Consider the following 16,009-nt stretch of genomic DNA (forward strand, 5'->3'; position numbering starts at 1 on the left):
ACTATCAAACTGTGGGATGTGCAGACAGGTAAGGTTCGCCACACCCTCACCGGTCATTCTGGCTGGGTTAGGTCTGTAGCATTCAGCCCGGATGGTCAAACCCTGGCCAGTGGGAGTGGGGACAAGACTATCAAACTCTGGGATGTGAGTAAATTACACAATGAGAGCATAAAGTTTTTCCCATTCTACTGAATTGCACAGGAATTTATCCCTTATTCGGTGTGTTCCCTAAAACTTTTTTGTGCAGGCACTTTAACCCATACTTAAGTGTATAATTACTCTTGGTAATCGCCACCAGACAAACCGCCCCAGACATGAGCAATCAAATCTACTGTCTCAACCCAGACTGTCTGCACCCCAACCCGGATAATTTTCAATACTGTCAGCAATGCGGTAGTAAGTTAGTGCTGACAGAAAGATACATACCCCGCTCAATCTTAGGTCAGGGTGGTTTTGGGCGCACATTTTTAGCTACAGATCAATATAAACCATCCCAGCCCTACTGTGTAATTAAGCAGTTTTTACCCCAAGCCCAGGGAACTGATACCATTGAAAAAGCATCCCAGTTATTTGCACAGGAAGCACAAAGATTAGAGGAGTTGGGTAAACATACCCAAATTCCTGAGTTGATGGCTTATTTTATCGTCAATGGTCGCCAATATTTAGTACAAGAATTTGTAGCAGGAAACACCCTACAAAATGAATTAGATCAAAAGGGTGTGTTTTCAGAACAGCAAATACGCGAACTATTACCAGAACTGTTACAGATATTAGAATACGTCCACAGCAAACAGGTAATACATCGAGATATTAAACCAGAGAATATTATTCGCCGCAGCAGTGACAACAAGTTATTTTTAGTAGACTTTGGCGCAGCTAAAGTAGTCAAACCACAACAGCGCACAGCAACAGGAACAATTATCGGCTCCGCAGAGTACTGCGCTCCTGAGCAGTCCATGGGGAAACCATTATTTAGTAGTGATTTATATAGTTTAGGGGTAACTTGTCTGCATTTATTAACAGGAGTGAGTCCCTTTGATTTATATAGTCCCCTAGAAGGAGAATGGGTATGGCGAGATTACCTAAATGGGAATGTGGTAAGTGATGAGTTGGGAGAAATGCTCGAAAAGTTAGCCCATCCTATCCCTAAGCGCCGTTACCAGTCTGTGAGTGAAGTGATTCAGGCTTTGAGTCCGGTTAGTCCAGTAATTACAACCTCATCCACAGAAGTTTCCCCTGCAATTGATACCTCTAAACTCCGCCACACCCTCACCGGTCATTCTGACTGGGTTACGTCTGTAGGATTCAGTCCGGATGGTCAAACCCTAGCTAGTGGGAGTCGGGACAAGACTATCAAACTGTGGGATGTGCAGACAGGTAAGGTTCGCCACACCCTCACAGGTCATTCTGACTGGGTTTTATCTGTAGGATTCAGCTCGGATAGCCAAACCCTGGCTAGTGGGAGTTTTGACAAGACTATCAAACTGTGGGATATGAGGACAGGTAAGGTTCGCCGCACCCTCACAGGTCATTCTGACTGGGTTTATTCTGTAGGATTCAGCCCGGATAGCCAAACCCTGGCTAGTGGGAGTTCTGACAATACTATCAAACTGTGGGATGTGCAGACAGGTAAGGTTCGTCACACCCTTACTGGACATTCTGAACCGGTTAGGTTTGTAGGATTCAGCCCGAATGGTCAAACCCTGGCTAGTGGGAGTGATGACAAGACTATCAAATTGTGGGATGTGCGGACAGGTAAACTTCGCCATACCCTCACCGGTCATTCTGACTGGGTTAGGTCTGTAGCATTTAGCCCGGATGGTCAAACCCTGGCTAATGGGAGTGAGGACAGGACTATCAAACTGTGGAGATTAAGGTACTGGTGAATCAAAGTTCATCTACAATCGGGGTTATCTCTACCCAAAAAAAATGGGCTTTAGCCGTGAGTGATTACACCCAAGCTATTGCCATTAATCCTAATTACCTTTTATCTTACAGCGATCGCAGTCTTTTTGACAATTACTTAGCAAATCTTAACAAACCTAGGGATAACCTGTAACCAGCACATCCCTAACTTTTGCCGAGAAGTCGGGGATGTAGAAACCTAGGGAGGCCATTTTGATATCGAAGTTGATATCATTTACCATATTTCTGTAAACTTTTTTTCCAATCTTTTAAAATCTGAGGAGAAATGTGTTTACCACGTTCCTGGATTAATTGATCAGCCATTACCATTACCTCAATGACTGTTTTATGTTCTGTATCCACCATTTCACCCAATAATCGCAGTGTTCTAGTATAGCCAATGTTGTATGCTTGACAGGTTTCAATAACTAGCCCGTCATCACTTGCACAAATCAACAATTGATGACGGGCGATCGCTATTGTAGACCTATCTGCAACGCTCAGAAGTGGTGTTTTCTCACCAAATTCTAGAAAACTGGCAAAAACTTCTTCTGTGGAAATGTTTAGAGGTGTTAAGTATTGGTGAGCAACTTGGCGAGTAGACATTTCCAGTTGGTCTGAGTCTAAAAGTTCCTGAGCAATGTACAACGGGCTATACTGCTGTTGCAGCCATCCCCACTCCTTTAGGTAGCAAAAATCAATGAGTGCAGTAGCGTCAAGAATGGTACCATTAAGCGATCGCATAAACCTGATTCTCTTGACGACGCACCCGTAGTTTTTCCACAGTTAAATTGAGCAGTTCTGCTGCTTTGGTTTCCGAAATTTTGCCCATTTTCAAACATTGCCAAATTAGACATTCATAACGTTCATTTTCTGGGTATTCTTCTATTCCAATGGCTGGTGGTAACTCCATTGAGTTTTGCAAAGATTCACCATGATGTTGCTTTTGATAAATTGCGCAAATTTTAGCTTTTTCTTGAGCAAAGTCAATGATTCCCATCGCTGCTAAACGATGCAAAATAACTAAATAACTTACCCGAAAATGCCGTTTGAGTTTGACAACATCTTGGGTGAGCGTGTACATCCGCTCAAATTCAGCTTGAGGTATAAGTAAGTGACTGGCAAAATAATCAGCTACCTTTTCCCGTGCCTTTTCTTCTGTTTTGCTTCCTGAATCAACTAAGGTATCTTGGTATTCTACGCGGTGAAATATGAGGTGCCCAATTTCATGAGCAAGGGTAAACAATTGACGTTCAATAGTGATGTTGTGGGTGTTGACTAAGACAAATGCGCCTTCAATATCACTGCAAGCACTCACACCAAAGAAACCTTTGATGGGAATGGGTTGACGTATAACTTTTAAACCGATTTCTTCTACAGATTCAAATAAGTTGGCAATGGGGGCTTCACCCAAGCCGAGACGATGACGAAATAAAGCAGCTATTCCCTGAATGCGCTTTTCGTTCCCTTCTACTTGGTGACAAGGTGTACTTTCTGGGGTGTAAGTAGGTAAGCCAACGGCTTGTTCTAGGGCGTGATAAGTTTGCAGGATTCGTAACACCTGGGCTGCAAACTGGGGGTTTTTGTCAAAAGAGCCATGGGCGCGGAACCGGAAGTTAAGCAGTCGTCCACTTGGATGGCGTAGCAGATCATCAAGTGTCACCCCCAAAACACGGGCCAGGGCTGAGAGGATTTTGCTGTCTGGTAAGGTTTTGGCGTTTTCGTAGTTGTTGATGCTCTGACGAGTTACAGAGGCTTGTTCTGCAAGTTGCTCTTGAGACAAGCCTAGACTTTTGCGATAGCGGAGGATGTTAGCAGCAATGATTTCTTTCATGGCTGGTTTTTAACAGCGTTCTCTGTTAGGCTCAGGGAATATGTCAAAACTCTTAAGTGTACTTTCTCTAATTATAATGGAAAAATGTAAAAGCGATTTTACATAAATTTGAAGTGCATCATTATTAATAATGACAACAGATATTTTCAATACCATACTTAGCAGTAATCTGTTGTCAAAAATCCCTTACCATCCTCACAGGTCAACTGCTGGTTGAATCTTGGGAAGCACCGCAATGATGACAATGTGGTAAATATTTATAGGTCAAATTGTGGCAATTGGGACATTCAACATATTGATAATAACCACAATGGGGACAGTAGGCATCATGATTGCGGATTTTTTTCGCACAGTTAATACAGCGTGATTCCTGGACTCTCCTGACTGCTTGGGCTTTGGTATTCAAAATAACTCTTTGAAAAAGCTGGATAATGCCAAAACCTACCACTGGAATTAACAATATGTAAACATAACTAATCAGGAATAGCAAACCGCCAAGTATTCTGCTGACGATATTAAATATAAATTGAAATAATACCCCAACTTGCAGAAATTCAAAGACTTTGAGAATTAGGGGTATAAAAAATATTACCAGCAAATGCCAACTAATTAAAGATATTAACCCATATTCTCGGCGTTGAGAAAAGTTATGAACGGAAAGAGCGATTAAAATTAGCGGGACAAGGAATAAAGATTGTAAAATAAGTTGAATACTGGGATACCAAAACAAAGCCCGCTGATAATTTTTTTCTACTTGTGTAAAATTACTATCTTCCCTGATAAATTCTAAAAATTTAACGCTTTCTGGTTTGGTCACAAGTTGATTTTTTAACTCTTTAATTTCTGCTTCTATGGTAGAAATTCGCTGGTTATTTGTGTCTAAAGTTTGTTTAGCTTTAGCTGCATCTACTAAGTTAATTGACTGCTCCCTGGGGAGTTCGGCGATTTTTTCTAAAAGTGTGGTGGGATATTCAGCCCGAATCTGGCGATTAGTTTCTGCTAATTGATTTACCCTGGCTTGTTGCTGTTGAACATTTTTAATAATTTTCTGGTTTTGAGGGTTGTTAATTTTGTCTTGATATCTGCTATATTCTAAACAAATTGGAGAGACTTTACCTAGATTTCTCTGTTCTACTTCTTGGTAAATTCGCTCTTGGCTGGGCTGATTAGGAGTTTGGGATAATGAATTGTTGATGATATTAAAGTCTTTATCTACATTGTCTTGGTTTGTGTAGTCTTGCCATGGTGAATAACAGGGATAAGCCTGGTATGGGGTGATATACCATGTACTAATATCACTCAATCCTGTAAAGACGTTGATCAATATAAAAATATCAATCACTATAATCACTACTAAACTGACTTTATTTAGTGGTTGATTGTTGATTTTTCTAGACTTACCCCAAAACTGGCGAATTTTATTCAGCATATGGCGGTTGAATATATTAATTGATTTTTTATACTATCACCCCAGTATTGAAAAGGTGATATTATGGTAATTTTTGTTACATTTTTTAATGTATAATCTTGCCAGGATAGGTTAGGATAGGGAGTTTATGCAAACATGGCTGATTAGTTTTCAGATTGTTTCTATGGTAATGTGAGTTTACCCGTGATTTATATTGGTTAAATTATTAGTTAAAATTTGGCGAATTTATGAAGAAATTCATCAGACGTATTTTGATGTTGACCAGGGATGAAAATTTCATGCACGTGATTGAAAACCTGGAGGTGATAGTATCTAAAATTCTATCTATCTTGATGGTATTAGTGATTTTGGTGGCTATCCTAGATTTAGGAGTTTTTATAATTAAGGAAGTGTTAACTATACCCTACGGTCATATTAATAGTAAATTATTTCAGGTGTTTGGTCTATTTTTAAATATATTAATTGCTTTAGAAATATTAGAAAATATTACAGCTTATTTGAGAAGACACGTTTTTCAAGTAGAGTTAGTTATTGTCACCTCCTTAATTGCTGTATCGAGAAAAATTATTATTTTAGATTTAGATAAGGTGCGAGGACTTGAGATCATTGGTCTAAGTTTAGCCATTCTGGCCTTATCTCTGAGCTATTTAATTATTCGTTTTAGTAATTCGCGCAGAACTTAAGATCATGGGACATCTGCTAGTGTGAGGTTATACAGAAGTTTTATTAGTATATTCGGATACTTATACAAGGAAGTAAATTAAATATTAGCTAAATATTAAATAAATATTAAATTATTATATAGCCTTTTTCAGGCTAATGAAGTACACATCAATTGCCTATTCCCTGTTCCCTATTCCCTATTCCCTGTTCCCTGTTCCCTGAAACTAAACAATTTTCTACCTCACGAGCATGGGAAATACTATATAGTGATCAAAAACTATGGTGAGTTTTTCTGCCGTTGTTGTCCCACGAGCAGTTTTAGCCATGAATGAGAATATGTACTTATTGATGATCAGGCTGGAAGATGACAAATTCTACATACTTCTTAATAAATTAACAGAGTAAACGCAAAACGTTTTAATCTAAAGCTAACTGGGTTAATTTACTGGCAGTTTTGCAGGGGGTAGTTATAACGCATAATCACGCCTATGTGTCAAGCCTCAAAACAACCCAGACTTAACACATAAAAATAATTATCATGGGAGTTTTACAAATTCAATGAGTGTTAAGGCAAGTGGTGGAAGCTCAGTTGCGCGTCCGCAACTGTATCAAACTCTGACTGTATCAACAATTTCCCAAGCGGAACAACAGGACCGCTTTTTAGGGAGGGGGGAACTCAGCGAACTGGCTAGCTATTTTGCCTCGGGTGCGAAACGTTTAGCAATTGCCCAGACGCTGACAGAAAATTCTGAGATTATCGTATCTAGGGCTGCTAACCGCATTTTTGTGGGTGGTTCCCCCATGGCGTTCTTAGAAAAGCCCAAAGAACCAGAACCAGCTATGGCGATCGCTGGGGAGATGTCCCAGACAAGTGTTACCGAAGGGATGAAATTAGGGACTGTCACCTACGTTGAAAGTCGTGGCGGGTTCCTAGAAAATCTCCGTTCTATCTTTAACTCTTCTGCTGGGGGTCCAACACCTCCGGGTTTTAGACCGATCAATGTCGCCCGTTATGGTCCGAGCAACATGGCTAAGAGCTTGCGGGATTTATCCTGGTTCTTGCGCTATGCTACCTACGCGATCGTCGCTGGTGACCCCAATATCATCGTGGTGAATACACGGGGTTTGCGGGAAATCATCGAAAATGCTTGCTCTACTGACGCGACCATTGTAGCTTTGCAGGAAATTAAATCAGCGTCCCTGTCTTATTTCCGCAAAGATGCTGAGGCTACAGAAATTGTGTCTCAATACATGGATGTATTGCTGACAGAGTTCAAAGCACCTACACCTTCTAACAAACTGCGTCAACGTCCTTCAGCAGACCAACAAGGTTTACAGCTACCACAGATTTACTCTGTAGCAGCAGAAAGAAGACCTAAGTTTGCTATGAAGCCCGGTTTATCAGCTAGTGAGAAAATTGAGGTCGTCAAAGCAGCCTATCGGCAAATTTTCGAGCGTGATATTACCCGCGCTTATAGCTTGTCAATCTCTGATTTAGAATCTAAGGTGAAGAATGGCGATATCTCCATGAAGGAGTTTGTCCGCCGTCTCGCTAAATCTCCCCTTTACCAAAAACAGTTTTACCAGCCTTTTATTAACAGCCGTGTGATTGAATTAGCCTTCCGTCACATTTTAGGACGGGGGCCAAGTAGCCGGGAAGAGGTACAAAAATACTTTGGAATTATTTCTAATGGTGGTCTACCAGCTTTAGTAGATGCTTTGGTAGATTCTCAGGAATACGGCGATTACTTTGGGGAGGAAACAGTACCCTACTTGCGTGGTCTGGGTCAAGAAGCGCAAGAATGTCGTAACTGGGGACCCCAGCAAGACCTGTTTAAATACAGTGCGCCTTTCCGCAAAGTACCTCAGTTTATTACTACCTTTGCAGCTTACGAACAGCCACTACCAGACCAACATCCTTATGGTTCTGGTAATGACCCATTGGAAATTCAATTTGGGGCAATTTTCCCGAAAGAAACCCGCAATCCTAGCAGTAGTCCTGCTCCTTTTGGGAAGGATACCCGCCGCATTTTGATTCACCAAGGGCCTGGTATTAATAACCAATTAAGTAATCCTCAAGCGCGGGGTGAAGCTCCCGGAAGTTTGGGGCGCAAGGTGTTTAAACTAGACCAAATCCCTGCAACTCTCAGCAGAAAGGGCGGACAGGGTGTGAGTGTCAAGTTCTCGGAAAGCTCTACCCAAGCAGTGATTAAAGCTACTTACCTGCAAGTTTTTGGCCGTGATGTTTATGAGGGTCAACGGCTGAAGGTGGCAGAAATTAAGCTGGAAAATGGCGAAATTTCTCTGCGAGAGTTTGTGCGGATGTTGGCGAAGTCGGATTTATTCCGCAAGATGTACTGGACATCTCTGTATGTTTGTAAATCCATTGAGTACATCCATCGCCGCTTGTTGGGTCGTCCGACTTATGGTCGTCAAGAGAATAACAAGTATTTTGACATTGCTGCTAAGAAGGGCTTCTACGCTGTGGTAGATGCTATCTTGGATACTCAAGAGTACAGCGAGGCCTTTGGTGAGGATACAGTACCCTATGAACGCTATTTAACTCCTGCGGGTGTGTCTTTACGTCAGCTGCGGGTTGGTAGTATTCGTGAGGATGTGGGTACTGGGAAAGTTGAGAAGGTGGAAACACCACGGTTTGTGGAACTGGGTACAGTTAAGGAAAACCGCACAGAACCAGATATCCAATTCCGCATTAATCAAGGTGTCACTAAGAAGCGCGAACAAACCAAAATCTTTAAGTTGGTAGCAAATACCATTAATAAGGTGGCGGTGCAAACTGTGATTAGTGCTGCTTATCGCCAAATTTTTGAACGGGATGTTGCACCTTACATCGTCAAGAATGAGTTTACAGCTTTGGAAAGTAAGCTGGGCAATGGCGAAATTAGTGTGAAGGAATTTATTACAGGTCTGGGTTACTCTAACCTGTATCTCAAGGAGTTCTATACTCCCTATCCCAACACCAAGGTAATTGAGTTGGGTACTAAGCATTTCTTGGGACGTGCGCCAATAGACCAGGCAGAAATCCGTAAGTATAACCAGATTCTGGCTACAAAAGGGATTCGCGCCTTTATTAATGCCATGGTAGAAAGTGTGGAATATAGCCAGGCTTTCGGTGAAGATACGGTTCCTTACCGTCGCTTCCCAACTCTCCCAGCGGCTAATTTCCCCAATACTCAAAAGCTTTACAATCAGCTGACTAAGCAAAATAATGATTTGGTTGTACCTAGCTTTGAGACAGTTAAGCCGCGGATAGCATCGGTAAATACCCCCATTTTGGCTAAGGCGATCGCAGATTTGGCAGCCAAAGCCAAGCAAATGGATAAAACTAAGCCGTTATTCATTGAGTTGGGTCGTTCTTTCAATGACGGACGCGGTCAGTCTGTGGAAGTGGGTGTAGGTACAAGTCGCCGCAAACCTGCACGGATTCACCGCATGACTGTAGATGGGAACCCAGGGGAGAAACAGCTAGTAATTGATGCGGCTTACTGTCAAGTGTTGGATGTATTTAGCGGTCAAGTTCCCCAAGACTACCGCCGTTCTAACTTAGACAGCAAACTGCGCAATGGGGAAATCTCTGTGCGGGAGTTTGTCCGGGAACTGGCTAGTTCAGAAATCTACCGCAAGCGCTTCTATACCCCTTATCCTAATACCAAGGTGATTGAGTTCCTGTTCCGTCACTTATTGGGACGCGCACCAGCTACCCAGGGGGAAATCCGCCAATATAACAAGTTGCTGGCTGATAGTGGCTTAAGAGCGGCTGTAGAAGCAATTGTAGATAGTGCTGAATATGCTCGCTATTTCGGTGAAGATGTAGTACCTTATCAGCGCTACCCATCACTACCTGCGGGTAACTACCTTGGTAGTGTGCAAGCGGCGGCTGATTTGGTGAAACAATCTTGGTCTAGTTTATCTCCTGCGGTCTTGACAGGCAGACCTAGCGATCGCTAATTATCTAATTATGAGGAGGGAGCCGGGAGATGATAGTTAATTTTCCCCACTTTCCTCCTCATATCCTTGTATAATCAAGCTTTCCGGCAAAAATCACTGTTAAAACTAAAAATTAATATTACAAAGTATTAACAAGAGTGATAAATGGTGAACAGAATGCCGGAAAATGTTTTGCGGAAGGTAGTTGATTTCTAGGCAGGTTCACAGTGCTATGGCATTGTTGAATCAAAAACAACCAAAAAACTCAGCTACTGCCAAACTGAAAATCGTACCAGTTTAATTACATTCTGGTTTCATTAGTACTGGAGGAATCCATTAATGAGTATCGTCACGAAGTCCATCGTGAATGCTGATGCAGAAGCCCGCTATCTTAGCCCCGGCGAACTGGATAGAATCAAGAGCTTTGTTTCCGGTGGCGAACGTCGCCTCCGCATCGCTCAAATTTTGACCGACAACCGCGAGCGCATTGTGAAGCAAGCTGGTGACCAGTTGTTCCAAAAGCGCCCTGATGTTGTATCTCCCGGTGGTAACGCTTACGGTCAAGAAATGACAGCTACCTGTCTGCGTGACTTAGACTACTACCTGCGCCTGGTAACCTACGGAATCGTTTCCGGTGATGTTACCCCCATCGAAGAAATCGGTGTTGTAGGTGTACGGGAAATGTACAAATCCCTAGGTACTCCTATTGACGCTGTAGCTGGTGGCGTTAACGCTATGAAGAATGTTGCTGCTACTTTGCTGTCTGCTGAAGACGCTGGTGAAGCTGGCGCTTACTTCGACTACCTCGTCGGTGCGATGCAGTAAGCTGAAGCGATCATTACTTCTGCTGAAACGTAAGTGTTGCAATACGATTGGAAATAAGGAAATAACAACATGCAAGACGCAATTACCTCTGTCATTAACGCTTCAGACGTTCAAGGTAAATACTTGGACACTGCAGCTCTAGAAAAGCTCAAAGGCTACTTCTCCACCGGTGAACTGCGCGTCCGCGCTGCTACCACCATCAGCGCTAACGCAGCAGCGATCGTTAAAGAAGCAGTAGCTAAATCTTTGTTGTACTCTGATATCACCCGTCCCGGTGGTAATATGTACACCACCCGTCGCTATGCTGCTTGTATCCGCGATTTGGACTACTACCTACGTTATGCTACCTACGCAATGCTAGCTGGCGATCCTTCCATCCTCGATGAGCGCGTATTGAATGGCTTGAAAGAAACCTACAACTCCTTGGGTGTACCCGTAGGTGCTACAGTACAAGCTATCCAAGCCATCAAAGAAGTAACCGCTAGCTTAGTAGGACCCGACGCTGGTAAAGAAATGGGCGTTTACTTAGACTACATCTCCTCTGGCTTGAGCTAAAAGGCGATCGCACTTAAAAATATTAAGTGCAATTATTTGGGTCTGGGAATTAATTATGAGTACTAGAACGTTCTACCGCTTGTAGCGTGAATGAGTGTTAGCGGTCTGGTATTGATAGTTAGTTTCCAGACTTGGAGTGATTGATTTAAATGTTTTGATAGGATAAACACTCCCATTTTTTTTCACATAAAAAACTTTTCACAATCACCATAGGAGACTATAAGATATGGCGCGTATGTTTAAAGTTACTGCTTGTGTTCCTAGTCAAACTCGCATTCGTACTCAAAGAGAGTTACAAAATACTTACTTTACTAAGCTAGTTCCTTACGAAAACTGGTTCCGCGAACAGCAACGCATTCAAAAAATGGGTGGCAAAATTGTTAAAGTAGAACTAGCAACCGGTAAGCAAGGTACTAATGCTGGGTTGATGTAATTAATACCAAGAGGACATTATTCTAGGGAGTTGTCAAGAGGTCGAGATAGACCTCTTTTTTTTTACCACATCAGGGAACAGGTAACAGGTAACAGGTAACTTGGGGTGTACTTGATTAGATACACAACTTTGCCTGCGATCGGCAAAAATTTGAGTTATAAAAGTGGACAACTACCAAGTTTATGTCTAACTTTTAATTTAATTCATCGTGAATCTACGTCACCTGATTCCCATTTTTGATAGTTCTGTCTCCACCTGGGCCTTAGAAGCCAGGTTAATACGCTCCATCACATTTATCTGGCTATTTGTGGGATTAATTATCCTATTTTCAGCCTCCTATCCCGTTGCTGAAATGCGCCTAGGAGACGGACTATACTACTTTAAGCGGCAATTAGCCTGGATTTTCTTTGCCCTGATTGTATTTAACATCATTGTGAATCTCCCCATCCGCAAAATGTTGGGAAATTCTCATTGGTTTATCGCCCTGTTTCTGCTGTTAATCTTCGGGACATTGATACCGGGAGTCGGTAAAAAAGCCTTTGATGCAGCGCGTTGGATAGCTATCGGCCCTATTCCCTTACAACCATCAGAATTAATTAAACCCTTCTTAGTGCTGCAAAGTGCGCGACTATTTGGACAGTGGGAAAAGTTGAGTTGGTCAATACGCTTAAGTTGGTTAGGTGTTTTTTGTCTAGTGCTTTTAGGTATCCTCGCCCAGCCTAACTTAAGTACAGCAGCACTTTGTGGTATGACTGTTTGGTTAATTGCTTTAGCGGGGGGACTACCTTACAAATATTTAGGGGGAACAGCAGCTGGTGGAATACTATTAGCCCTGATGAGTATCAGCATCAAAGAGTATCAGCGCCGCCGTGTGATGTCATTCCTCAACCCTTGGGCTGATGCTACAGGTGATGGTTACCAACTAGTACAAAGTTTGCTAGCTATAGGTTCTGGTCAAACATCGGGGGTGGGGTTTGGACTTTCTCAGCAAAAGCTATTTTATTTACCCATCCAGGACACTGATTTTATTTTCTCCATCTTTGCTGAAGAATTTGGCTTTGTTGGTAGTATGGCACTGTTGCTGCTGTTAGGTTTATTCGCCACCCTAGGATTAATTGTGGCATTAAAGGCCAAGAATATCATTAACCGACTGGTAGCCATTGGCATTACAATTGTAATTATCGGACAATCATTACTACATATTGGCGTAGCCACAGGTGTATTACCCACCACAGGCTTACCCCTCCCCATGTTTAGCTATGGTGGTAATTCTATTATTTCCAGCCTCATAGGTATAGCTTTACTGATTCGGGTAGCCCGTGAGAGTAGTGAAGCAGATGTAGTACCACTGCGTAAACCCCAACCTGGAAAATCTCGCCAGCGTCGGACGTTGCAGAAGAAGTGAACTACTTAAATTCGTAGTCCCATAATCATTAAATCCCGTTCTATACCATCAAGTTCTGCAACTTGGGGCAAATATCCCCATTGTTTGAACCCAAATTTACTAAACAGGTTCAAACTAGGTTGATTATGGGCAAAAATGAACCCTAAAAGCGTTTTTAGTCCTAAGTTTGGACTTTCTTTAATGGCTCGGTCTAGGAGTTGTCCTCCTAAACCACATCTATGCACAGAAGGGGAAAGATAAATACTAATTTCGGCTGTGGAATCATAAGCCGGTCGTCCATAAAATGATTTAAAACTCAGCCACCCCACAACTATCCCTTCTACTTCTATCACCCAAATTGGTCTGCGTAAACATCGCCCTCGAAACCAAGCTAGGCGACTTTCCACAGAAACTGGTTCTAAATCAGCTGTTGCTGTGCGGCTGGGAATTGCTGCATTATAAATTGCTACTATTGCGGGTAAATCATTGATATTCGCATGGCGGATGGTCATGGTTACTTTGAGAGGATGTTTGATAGGTTTTCCACTGTTTAACTCGTTCCTTTAATTTAGCTGTTGGTATTTGTACAAAAGATTGAGTTGTTTTACCCAACTTTGCTTCTTGTCTCTGTCCTTGATTCCACCCAAAAACAACTGTACCAATTTTGTATTTAATGCAGTAGTCAACAACTAATCTAGCTGCTTTATTTACAGCATCTCTCACTTGTCGGTTACGCTTTTCTGTGATGTGGGCTAGTTCTTCATCCCAGTATCCTTGTGGTTTACCTTCCTTTAAGGTAGCAACACGTTTGTTATACCATTGGTTAAGAGATTTAATTTTGCGTCCATCAACAATAAAACTAGTTCCAGCATTAGAAACACAGCTTAACCAGTTGTTGATGCCGGGGTCAATAGCTAGAGCATACTGAGGATTAAAATTAATTTTTGGTGATGACTTTTGCTCATAGACAAATTCAGCATAAAAGCATCGGTTTCTTGGTAGTATTCTTAATTCCTTAATATCTGCAAACTTCAGGTTTGAAGGCATTGGCAGCAAGAAACTATCAAGTTTAAACCAACGTTTAACAGTACTACCCAGCGGTATTTTTATATGATCACCAACAAGCTTCAATGCTTGCTTTGGGTAGGTCACAAGTGAATACCCTGCACCTTTACGATATTTCGGCAGCTTGGGCTTAAAATGCAATTCACCTTTGCTGTACTTCTTATCTAATTCTTTAAAAGACTTAAATGATTCTGCTACAGACCTCAAAATTTGTTGTGCTGCTTGAGAGTGCAAAACTTGATAATGTTTATTGGTCTTATAATTAAACTAAGCCGGTCAGTCACCTGACCGACTCGTCTTCAGAACCGTACGTGAGACTTTCACCTCATACGGCTCCTCAGTGATATGGTTCTTGTCATGAATACCTGTAAGACTTCCATCGCTGGTTGTCTTCTTGTCGTGGCAATGTCTGTGTAATAGTTGTAGGTTTTTGTATTCATCTTTTCCACCTTTAGATAAGGGTAAGATGTGGTCAACTTCCATTACATCACCTTCCCTAAAGTAATGCCCACATTCTGGACATTTACCCTTTTGCCTTTTAAGTAGTGTCGCTATTCTTTTATTGGCTTCGGGATGGTTTGCCATTCTTGAACTCCAATATACCCAATTACCATCGAATGGTGAGGCATTTCCTTTAACCTTAACATGACGTACAATAGGAGTTTCTGGGTGTTTGTGTAGTTTGATGAACTTATCGTCCTTCTTAACTGCAAATTCCCAGTTATTTTCACCGATTGTATGCCAGTATTTAGGTGATGATGGTTTTAAATCCTAATATCTCTTTGTTAGTACTTAATCCTGAGTTGTATTTACCAACTGGGTGTTGTCTAACGCGGAGAAGAAATAAACTTTATTTATATGCTGCTCAAAAAGATAAAACTATCACTGCTTTGATTGAAGATTGGATTGATAACCTAAAACTCGAAGGGGACACAGCAGGCTGAAGCCTGATGTGTCGCGTTTCATCCCCTGTCTAAAGCACGAAGTACGCAACTGCGTTGCTGCTTCTCAGGGGCTTTCACGCTCCCGCCAAGTTCCGGTAAGGTTCCGTTACGGTGCGGGCGCGTAGCGCCCGCAAACTTGAGGCGATCTGCTTGCAGCAGCGCTTCGCTATCCCATGATTCATACTTGGATTCAGCAACGCCAAATAAACTATATAATATTTGCAGAAATTACTCCCCCTGCAACAGTCTTTAATAATTTGCACTCATTAAGTAGCGAGGAATGCCATGACAAATTCGGAGTCTCTGCTTTCCAATTATCAAGCATTGGTGCAAAATCATGCCAGCCAATTTGACCCAGAGATTGCATCTCTACAACAACTAGTACAGGCACGAATGCAAGAAATTCGTCATTCTGAACAAGTACTTTTGGAAGCACAGGTAATAGAACTGAAACGCATCACTGATGCCCTGGCTACAGATGCTCGTTGTTGCCTACCAACACCGGAATTGAAGGCATTTGTGCAGGAGTTGAAACAGAACAAAAGCAATAACTGGTACACTCGGCAATCTGAAACTATCATCCCAGAAGACCCAACTACCTGGTTATTGGCAACACTTGAACTACCAATAGGTATAAGCAATTATCAAACTCTGGAAGACCCTGACGCCTATGATGACGAACGCACCCATATCTTGTACAGCTATTCTCTGTCTTTAAAGTTAGGCGATACGGAATATCGCATTGAAGTGCCTTACAAACGTATCTACAACCTCAATGAATCCACAGAGTCTTCTTTGAAAGAACAAATTGACTACTATATCTCAGGTGATGTGGAGGGTTTGTTGAGAGAGATAAATTATCCAGAAGCCGAAACAAACCAGTTGGCTCAGGAATTAAGCATCTTGGTGGGGTATGTCACAAAACTGTTTGCCCTTAAGCCCAGAACAGCAAGCTTTGAATATATATCAACACAGCAGTAATCTCCTATTACCTCATTCCCTGATCAAATTGAATTTGTACACT

General features: G+C 42.0%; 15 protein-coding genes and 1 pseudogene. 10 read left to right on the forward strand and 6 right to left on the reverse strand.

What is annotated here, in order from left to right; all coding sequences use genetic code 11:
* The 3 genes from IM676_RS19480 to IM676_RS19490 form a co-directional block, all read left to right on the forward strand.
* Positions 1-192: WD40 repeat domain-containing protein (locus tag IM676_RS19480; protein WP_200988393.1), on the forward strand; the 192-nt coding region annotated here is incomplete at its 5' end.
* Between the two features lie 122 nt (positions 193-314).
* Entirely contained in the window at positions 315-1,886 is a 1,572-nt protein-coding gene (locus tag IM676_RS19485) for a WD40 repeat domain-containing serine/threonine-protein kinase (RefSeq protein ID WP_200990293.1), read from the forward strand.
* Entirely contained in the window at positions 1,883-2,059 is a 177-nt protein-coding gene (locus IM676_RS19490; protein ID WP_200988394.1) for a hypothetical protein, read from the forward strand. Before IM676_RS19485 ends, IM676_RS19490 begins: the two co-directional genes overlap by 4 nt.
* A gap of 77 nt (positions 2,060-2,136) precedes the next feature.
* Here the strand turns inward: IM676_RS19490 and IM676_RS19495 are convergent, their stop codons facing one another.
* The 3 genes from IM676_RS19495 to IM676_RS19505 form a co-directional block, all read right to left on the reverse strand.
* On the reverse strand, positions 2,137-2,649 hold the full coding sequence (locus IM676_RS19495; protein ID WP_200988395.1) for a hypothetical protein: 513 nt from the start codon (positions 2,647-2,649) through the stop codon (positions 2,137-2,139).
* Positions 2,636-3,739, reverse strand: coding sequence for an XRE family transcriptional regulator (locus IM676_RS19500; RefSeq protein ID WP_200988396.1), 1,104 nt, complete (start codon positions 3,737-3,739; stop codon positions 2,636-2,638). Before IM676_RS19500 ends, IM676_RS19495 begins: the two co-directional genes overlap by 14 nt.
* Before the next feature lie 202 nt (positions 3,740-3,941).
* Entirely contained in the window at positions 3,942-5,168 is a 1,227-nt protein-coding gene (locus IM676_RS19505) for a zinc ribbon domain-containing protein (RefSeq protein WP_200988397.1), read from the reverse strand.
* Positions 5,169-5,395: 227 nt separating this feature from the next.
* Here IM676_RS19505 and IM676_RS19510 point away from each other — a divergent pair, with 227 nt between their 5' ends.
* The 6 genes from IM676_RS19510 to IM676_RS19535 all read left to right on the forward strand — a co-directional run bounded on the left by IM676_RS19510 (position 5,396) and on the right by IM676_RS19535 (position 12,997).
* Positions 5,396-5,851, forward strand: a complete 456-nt coding sequence (locus tag IM676_RS19510; RefSeq protein ID WP_200988398.1) for a phosphate-starvation-inducible PsiE family protein — start codon at positions 5,396-5,398, stop codon at positions 5,849-5,851.
* Positions 5,852-6,389: 538 nt separating this feature from the next.
* Positions 6,390-9,800 (forward strand): phycobilisome rod-core linker polypeptide, encoded by a 3,411-nt coding sequence (locus tag IM676_RS19515; RefSeq protein ID WP_200988399.1) that lies wholly within the window; start codon positions 6,390-6,392, stop codon positions 9,798-9,800.
* Between the two features lie 318 nt (positions 9,801-10,118).
* Complete coding sequence (gene apcA, locus IM676_RS19520; protein WP_200988400.1) at positions 10,119-10,604, forward strand: globin family protein; 486 nt, start codon at positions 10,119-10,121, stop codon at positions 10,602-10,604.
* Between the two features lie 69 nt (positions 10,605-10,673).
* Entirely contained in the window at positions 10,674-11,159 is a 486-nt protein-coding gene (gene apcB, locus IM676_RS19525) for an allophycocyanin subunit beta (protein WP_200988401.1), read from the forward strand.
* 226 nt (positions 11,160-11,385) lie between these two features.
* Complete coding sequence (locus tag IM676_RS19530) at positions 11,386-11,592, forward strand: phycobilisome linker polypeptide (protein ID WP_200988402.1); 207 nt, start codon at positions 11,386-11,388, stop codon at positions 11,590-11,592.
* A gap of 208 nt (positions 11,593-11,800) precedes the next feature.
* Entirely contained in the window at positions 11,801-12,997 is a 1,197-nt protein-coding gene (locus IM676_RS19535) for an FtsW/RodA/SpoVE family cell cycle protein (RefSeq protein WP_200988403.1), read from the forward strand.
* 5 nt (positions 12,998-13,002) lie between these two features.
* Here the strand turns inward: IM676_RS19535 and IM676_RS19540 are convergent, their stop codons facing one another.
* The 3 genes and pseudogenes from IM676_RS19540 to IM676_RS19550 form a co-directional block, all read right to left on the reverse strand.
* Entirely contained in the window at positions 13,003-13,488 is a 486-nt protein-coding gene (locus tag IM676_RS19540; RefSeq protein WP_200988404.1) for a GNAT family N-acetyltransferase, read from the reverse strand.
* Positions 13,460-14,278 (reverse strand): annotated as a pseudogene (locus IM676_RS19545) (RNA-guided endonuclease InsQ/TnpB family protein); the annotation flags it as partial. The gene IM676_RS19540 and the pseudogene IM676_RS19545, both read right to left, overlap by 29 nt.
* A gap of 39 nt (positions 14,279-14,317) precedes the next feature.
* Positions 14,318-14,626 carry an HNH endonuclease gene (locus tag IM676_RS19550; protein ID WP_225880410.1) on the reverse strand — a complete coding sequence of 103 codons (309 nt, stop codon included), beginning with the start codon at positions 14,624-14,626 and terminating at the stop codon, positions 14,318-14,320.
* Between the two features lie 644 nt (positions 14,627-15,270).
* On the opposite strand from IM676_RS19550, the gene IM676_RS19555 reads away from it, so the two are divergent.
* Positions 15,271-15,966: a hypothetical protein gene (locus IM676_RS19555; protein WP_200988405.1), complete on the forward strand. Its 696-nt coding sequence runs from the start codon at positions 15,271-15,273 to the stop codon at positions 15,964-15,966.
* The last annotated feature ends 43 nt before the right edge of the window (positions 15,967-16,009 follow it).

It is taken from the genome of Anabaenopsis elenkinii CCIBt3563, from assembly GCF_015245355.1.
Classification (GTDB): domain Bacteria; phylum Cyanobacteriota; class Cyanobacteriia; order Cyanobacteriales; family Nostocaceae; genus Anabaenopsis; species Anabaenopsis elenkinii.

Coding starts and splice junctions, on each gene's coding strand:
- IM676_RS19485 (WP_200990293.1), top strand. CDS start 315: ATGAGCAATCAAATCTACTGTCTCAACCCAGACTGTCTGCACCCCAAC.
- IM676_RS19495 (WP_200988395.1), bottom strand. CDS start 2,649: ATGCGATCGCTTAATGGTACCATTCTTGACGCTACTGCACTCATTGAT.
- IM676_RS19500 (WP_200988396.1), bottom strand. CDS start 3,739: ATGAAAGAAATCATTGCTGCTAACATCCTCCGCTATCGCAAAAGTCTA.
- IM676_RS19505 (WP_200988397.1), bottom strand. CDS start 5,168: ATGCTGAATAAAATTCGCCAGTTTTGGGGTAAGTCTAGAAAAATCAAC.
- IM676_RS19510 (WP_200988398.1), top strand. CDS start 5,396: ATGAAGAAATTCATCAGACGTATTTTGATGTTGACCAGGGATGAAAAT.
- IM676_RS19515 (WP_200988399.1), top strand. CDS start 6,390: ATGAGTGTTAAGGCAAGTGGTGGAAGCTCAGTTGCGCGTCCGCAACTG.
- apcA (WP_200988400.1), top strand. CDS start 10,119: ATGAGTATCGTCACGAAGTCCATCGTGAATGCTGATGCAGAAGCCCGC.
- apcB (WP_200988401.1), top strand. CDS start 10,674: ATGCAAGACGCAATTACCTCTGTCATTAACGCTTCAGACGTTCAAGGT.
- IM676_RS19530 (WP_200988402.1), top strand. CDS start 11,386: ATGGCGCGTATGTTTAAAGTTACTGCTTGTGTTCCTAGTCAAACTCGC.
- IM676_RS19540 (WP_200988404.1), bottom strand. CDS start 13,488: ATGACCATCCGCCATGCGAATATCAATGATTTACCCGCAATAGTAGCA.
- IM676_RS19550 (WP_225880410.1), bottom strand. CDS start 14,626: ATGGCAAACCATCCCGAAGCCAATAAAAGAATAGCGACACTACTTAAA.
- IM676_RS19555 (WP_200988405.1), top strand. CDS start 15,271: ATGACAAATTCGGAGTCTCTGCTTTCCAATTATCAAGCATTGGTGCAA.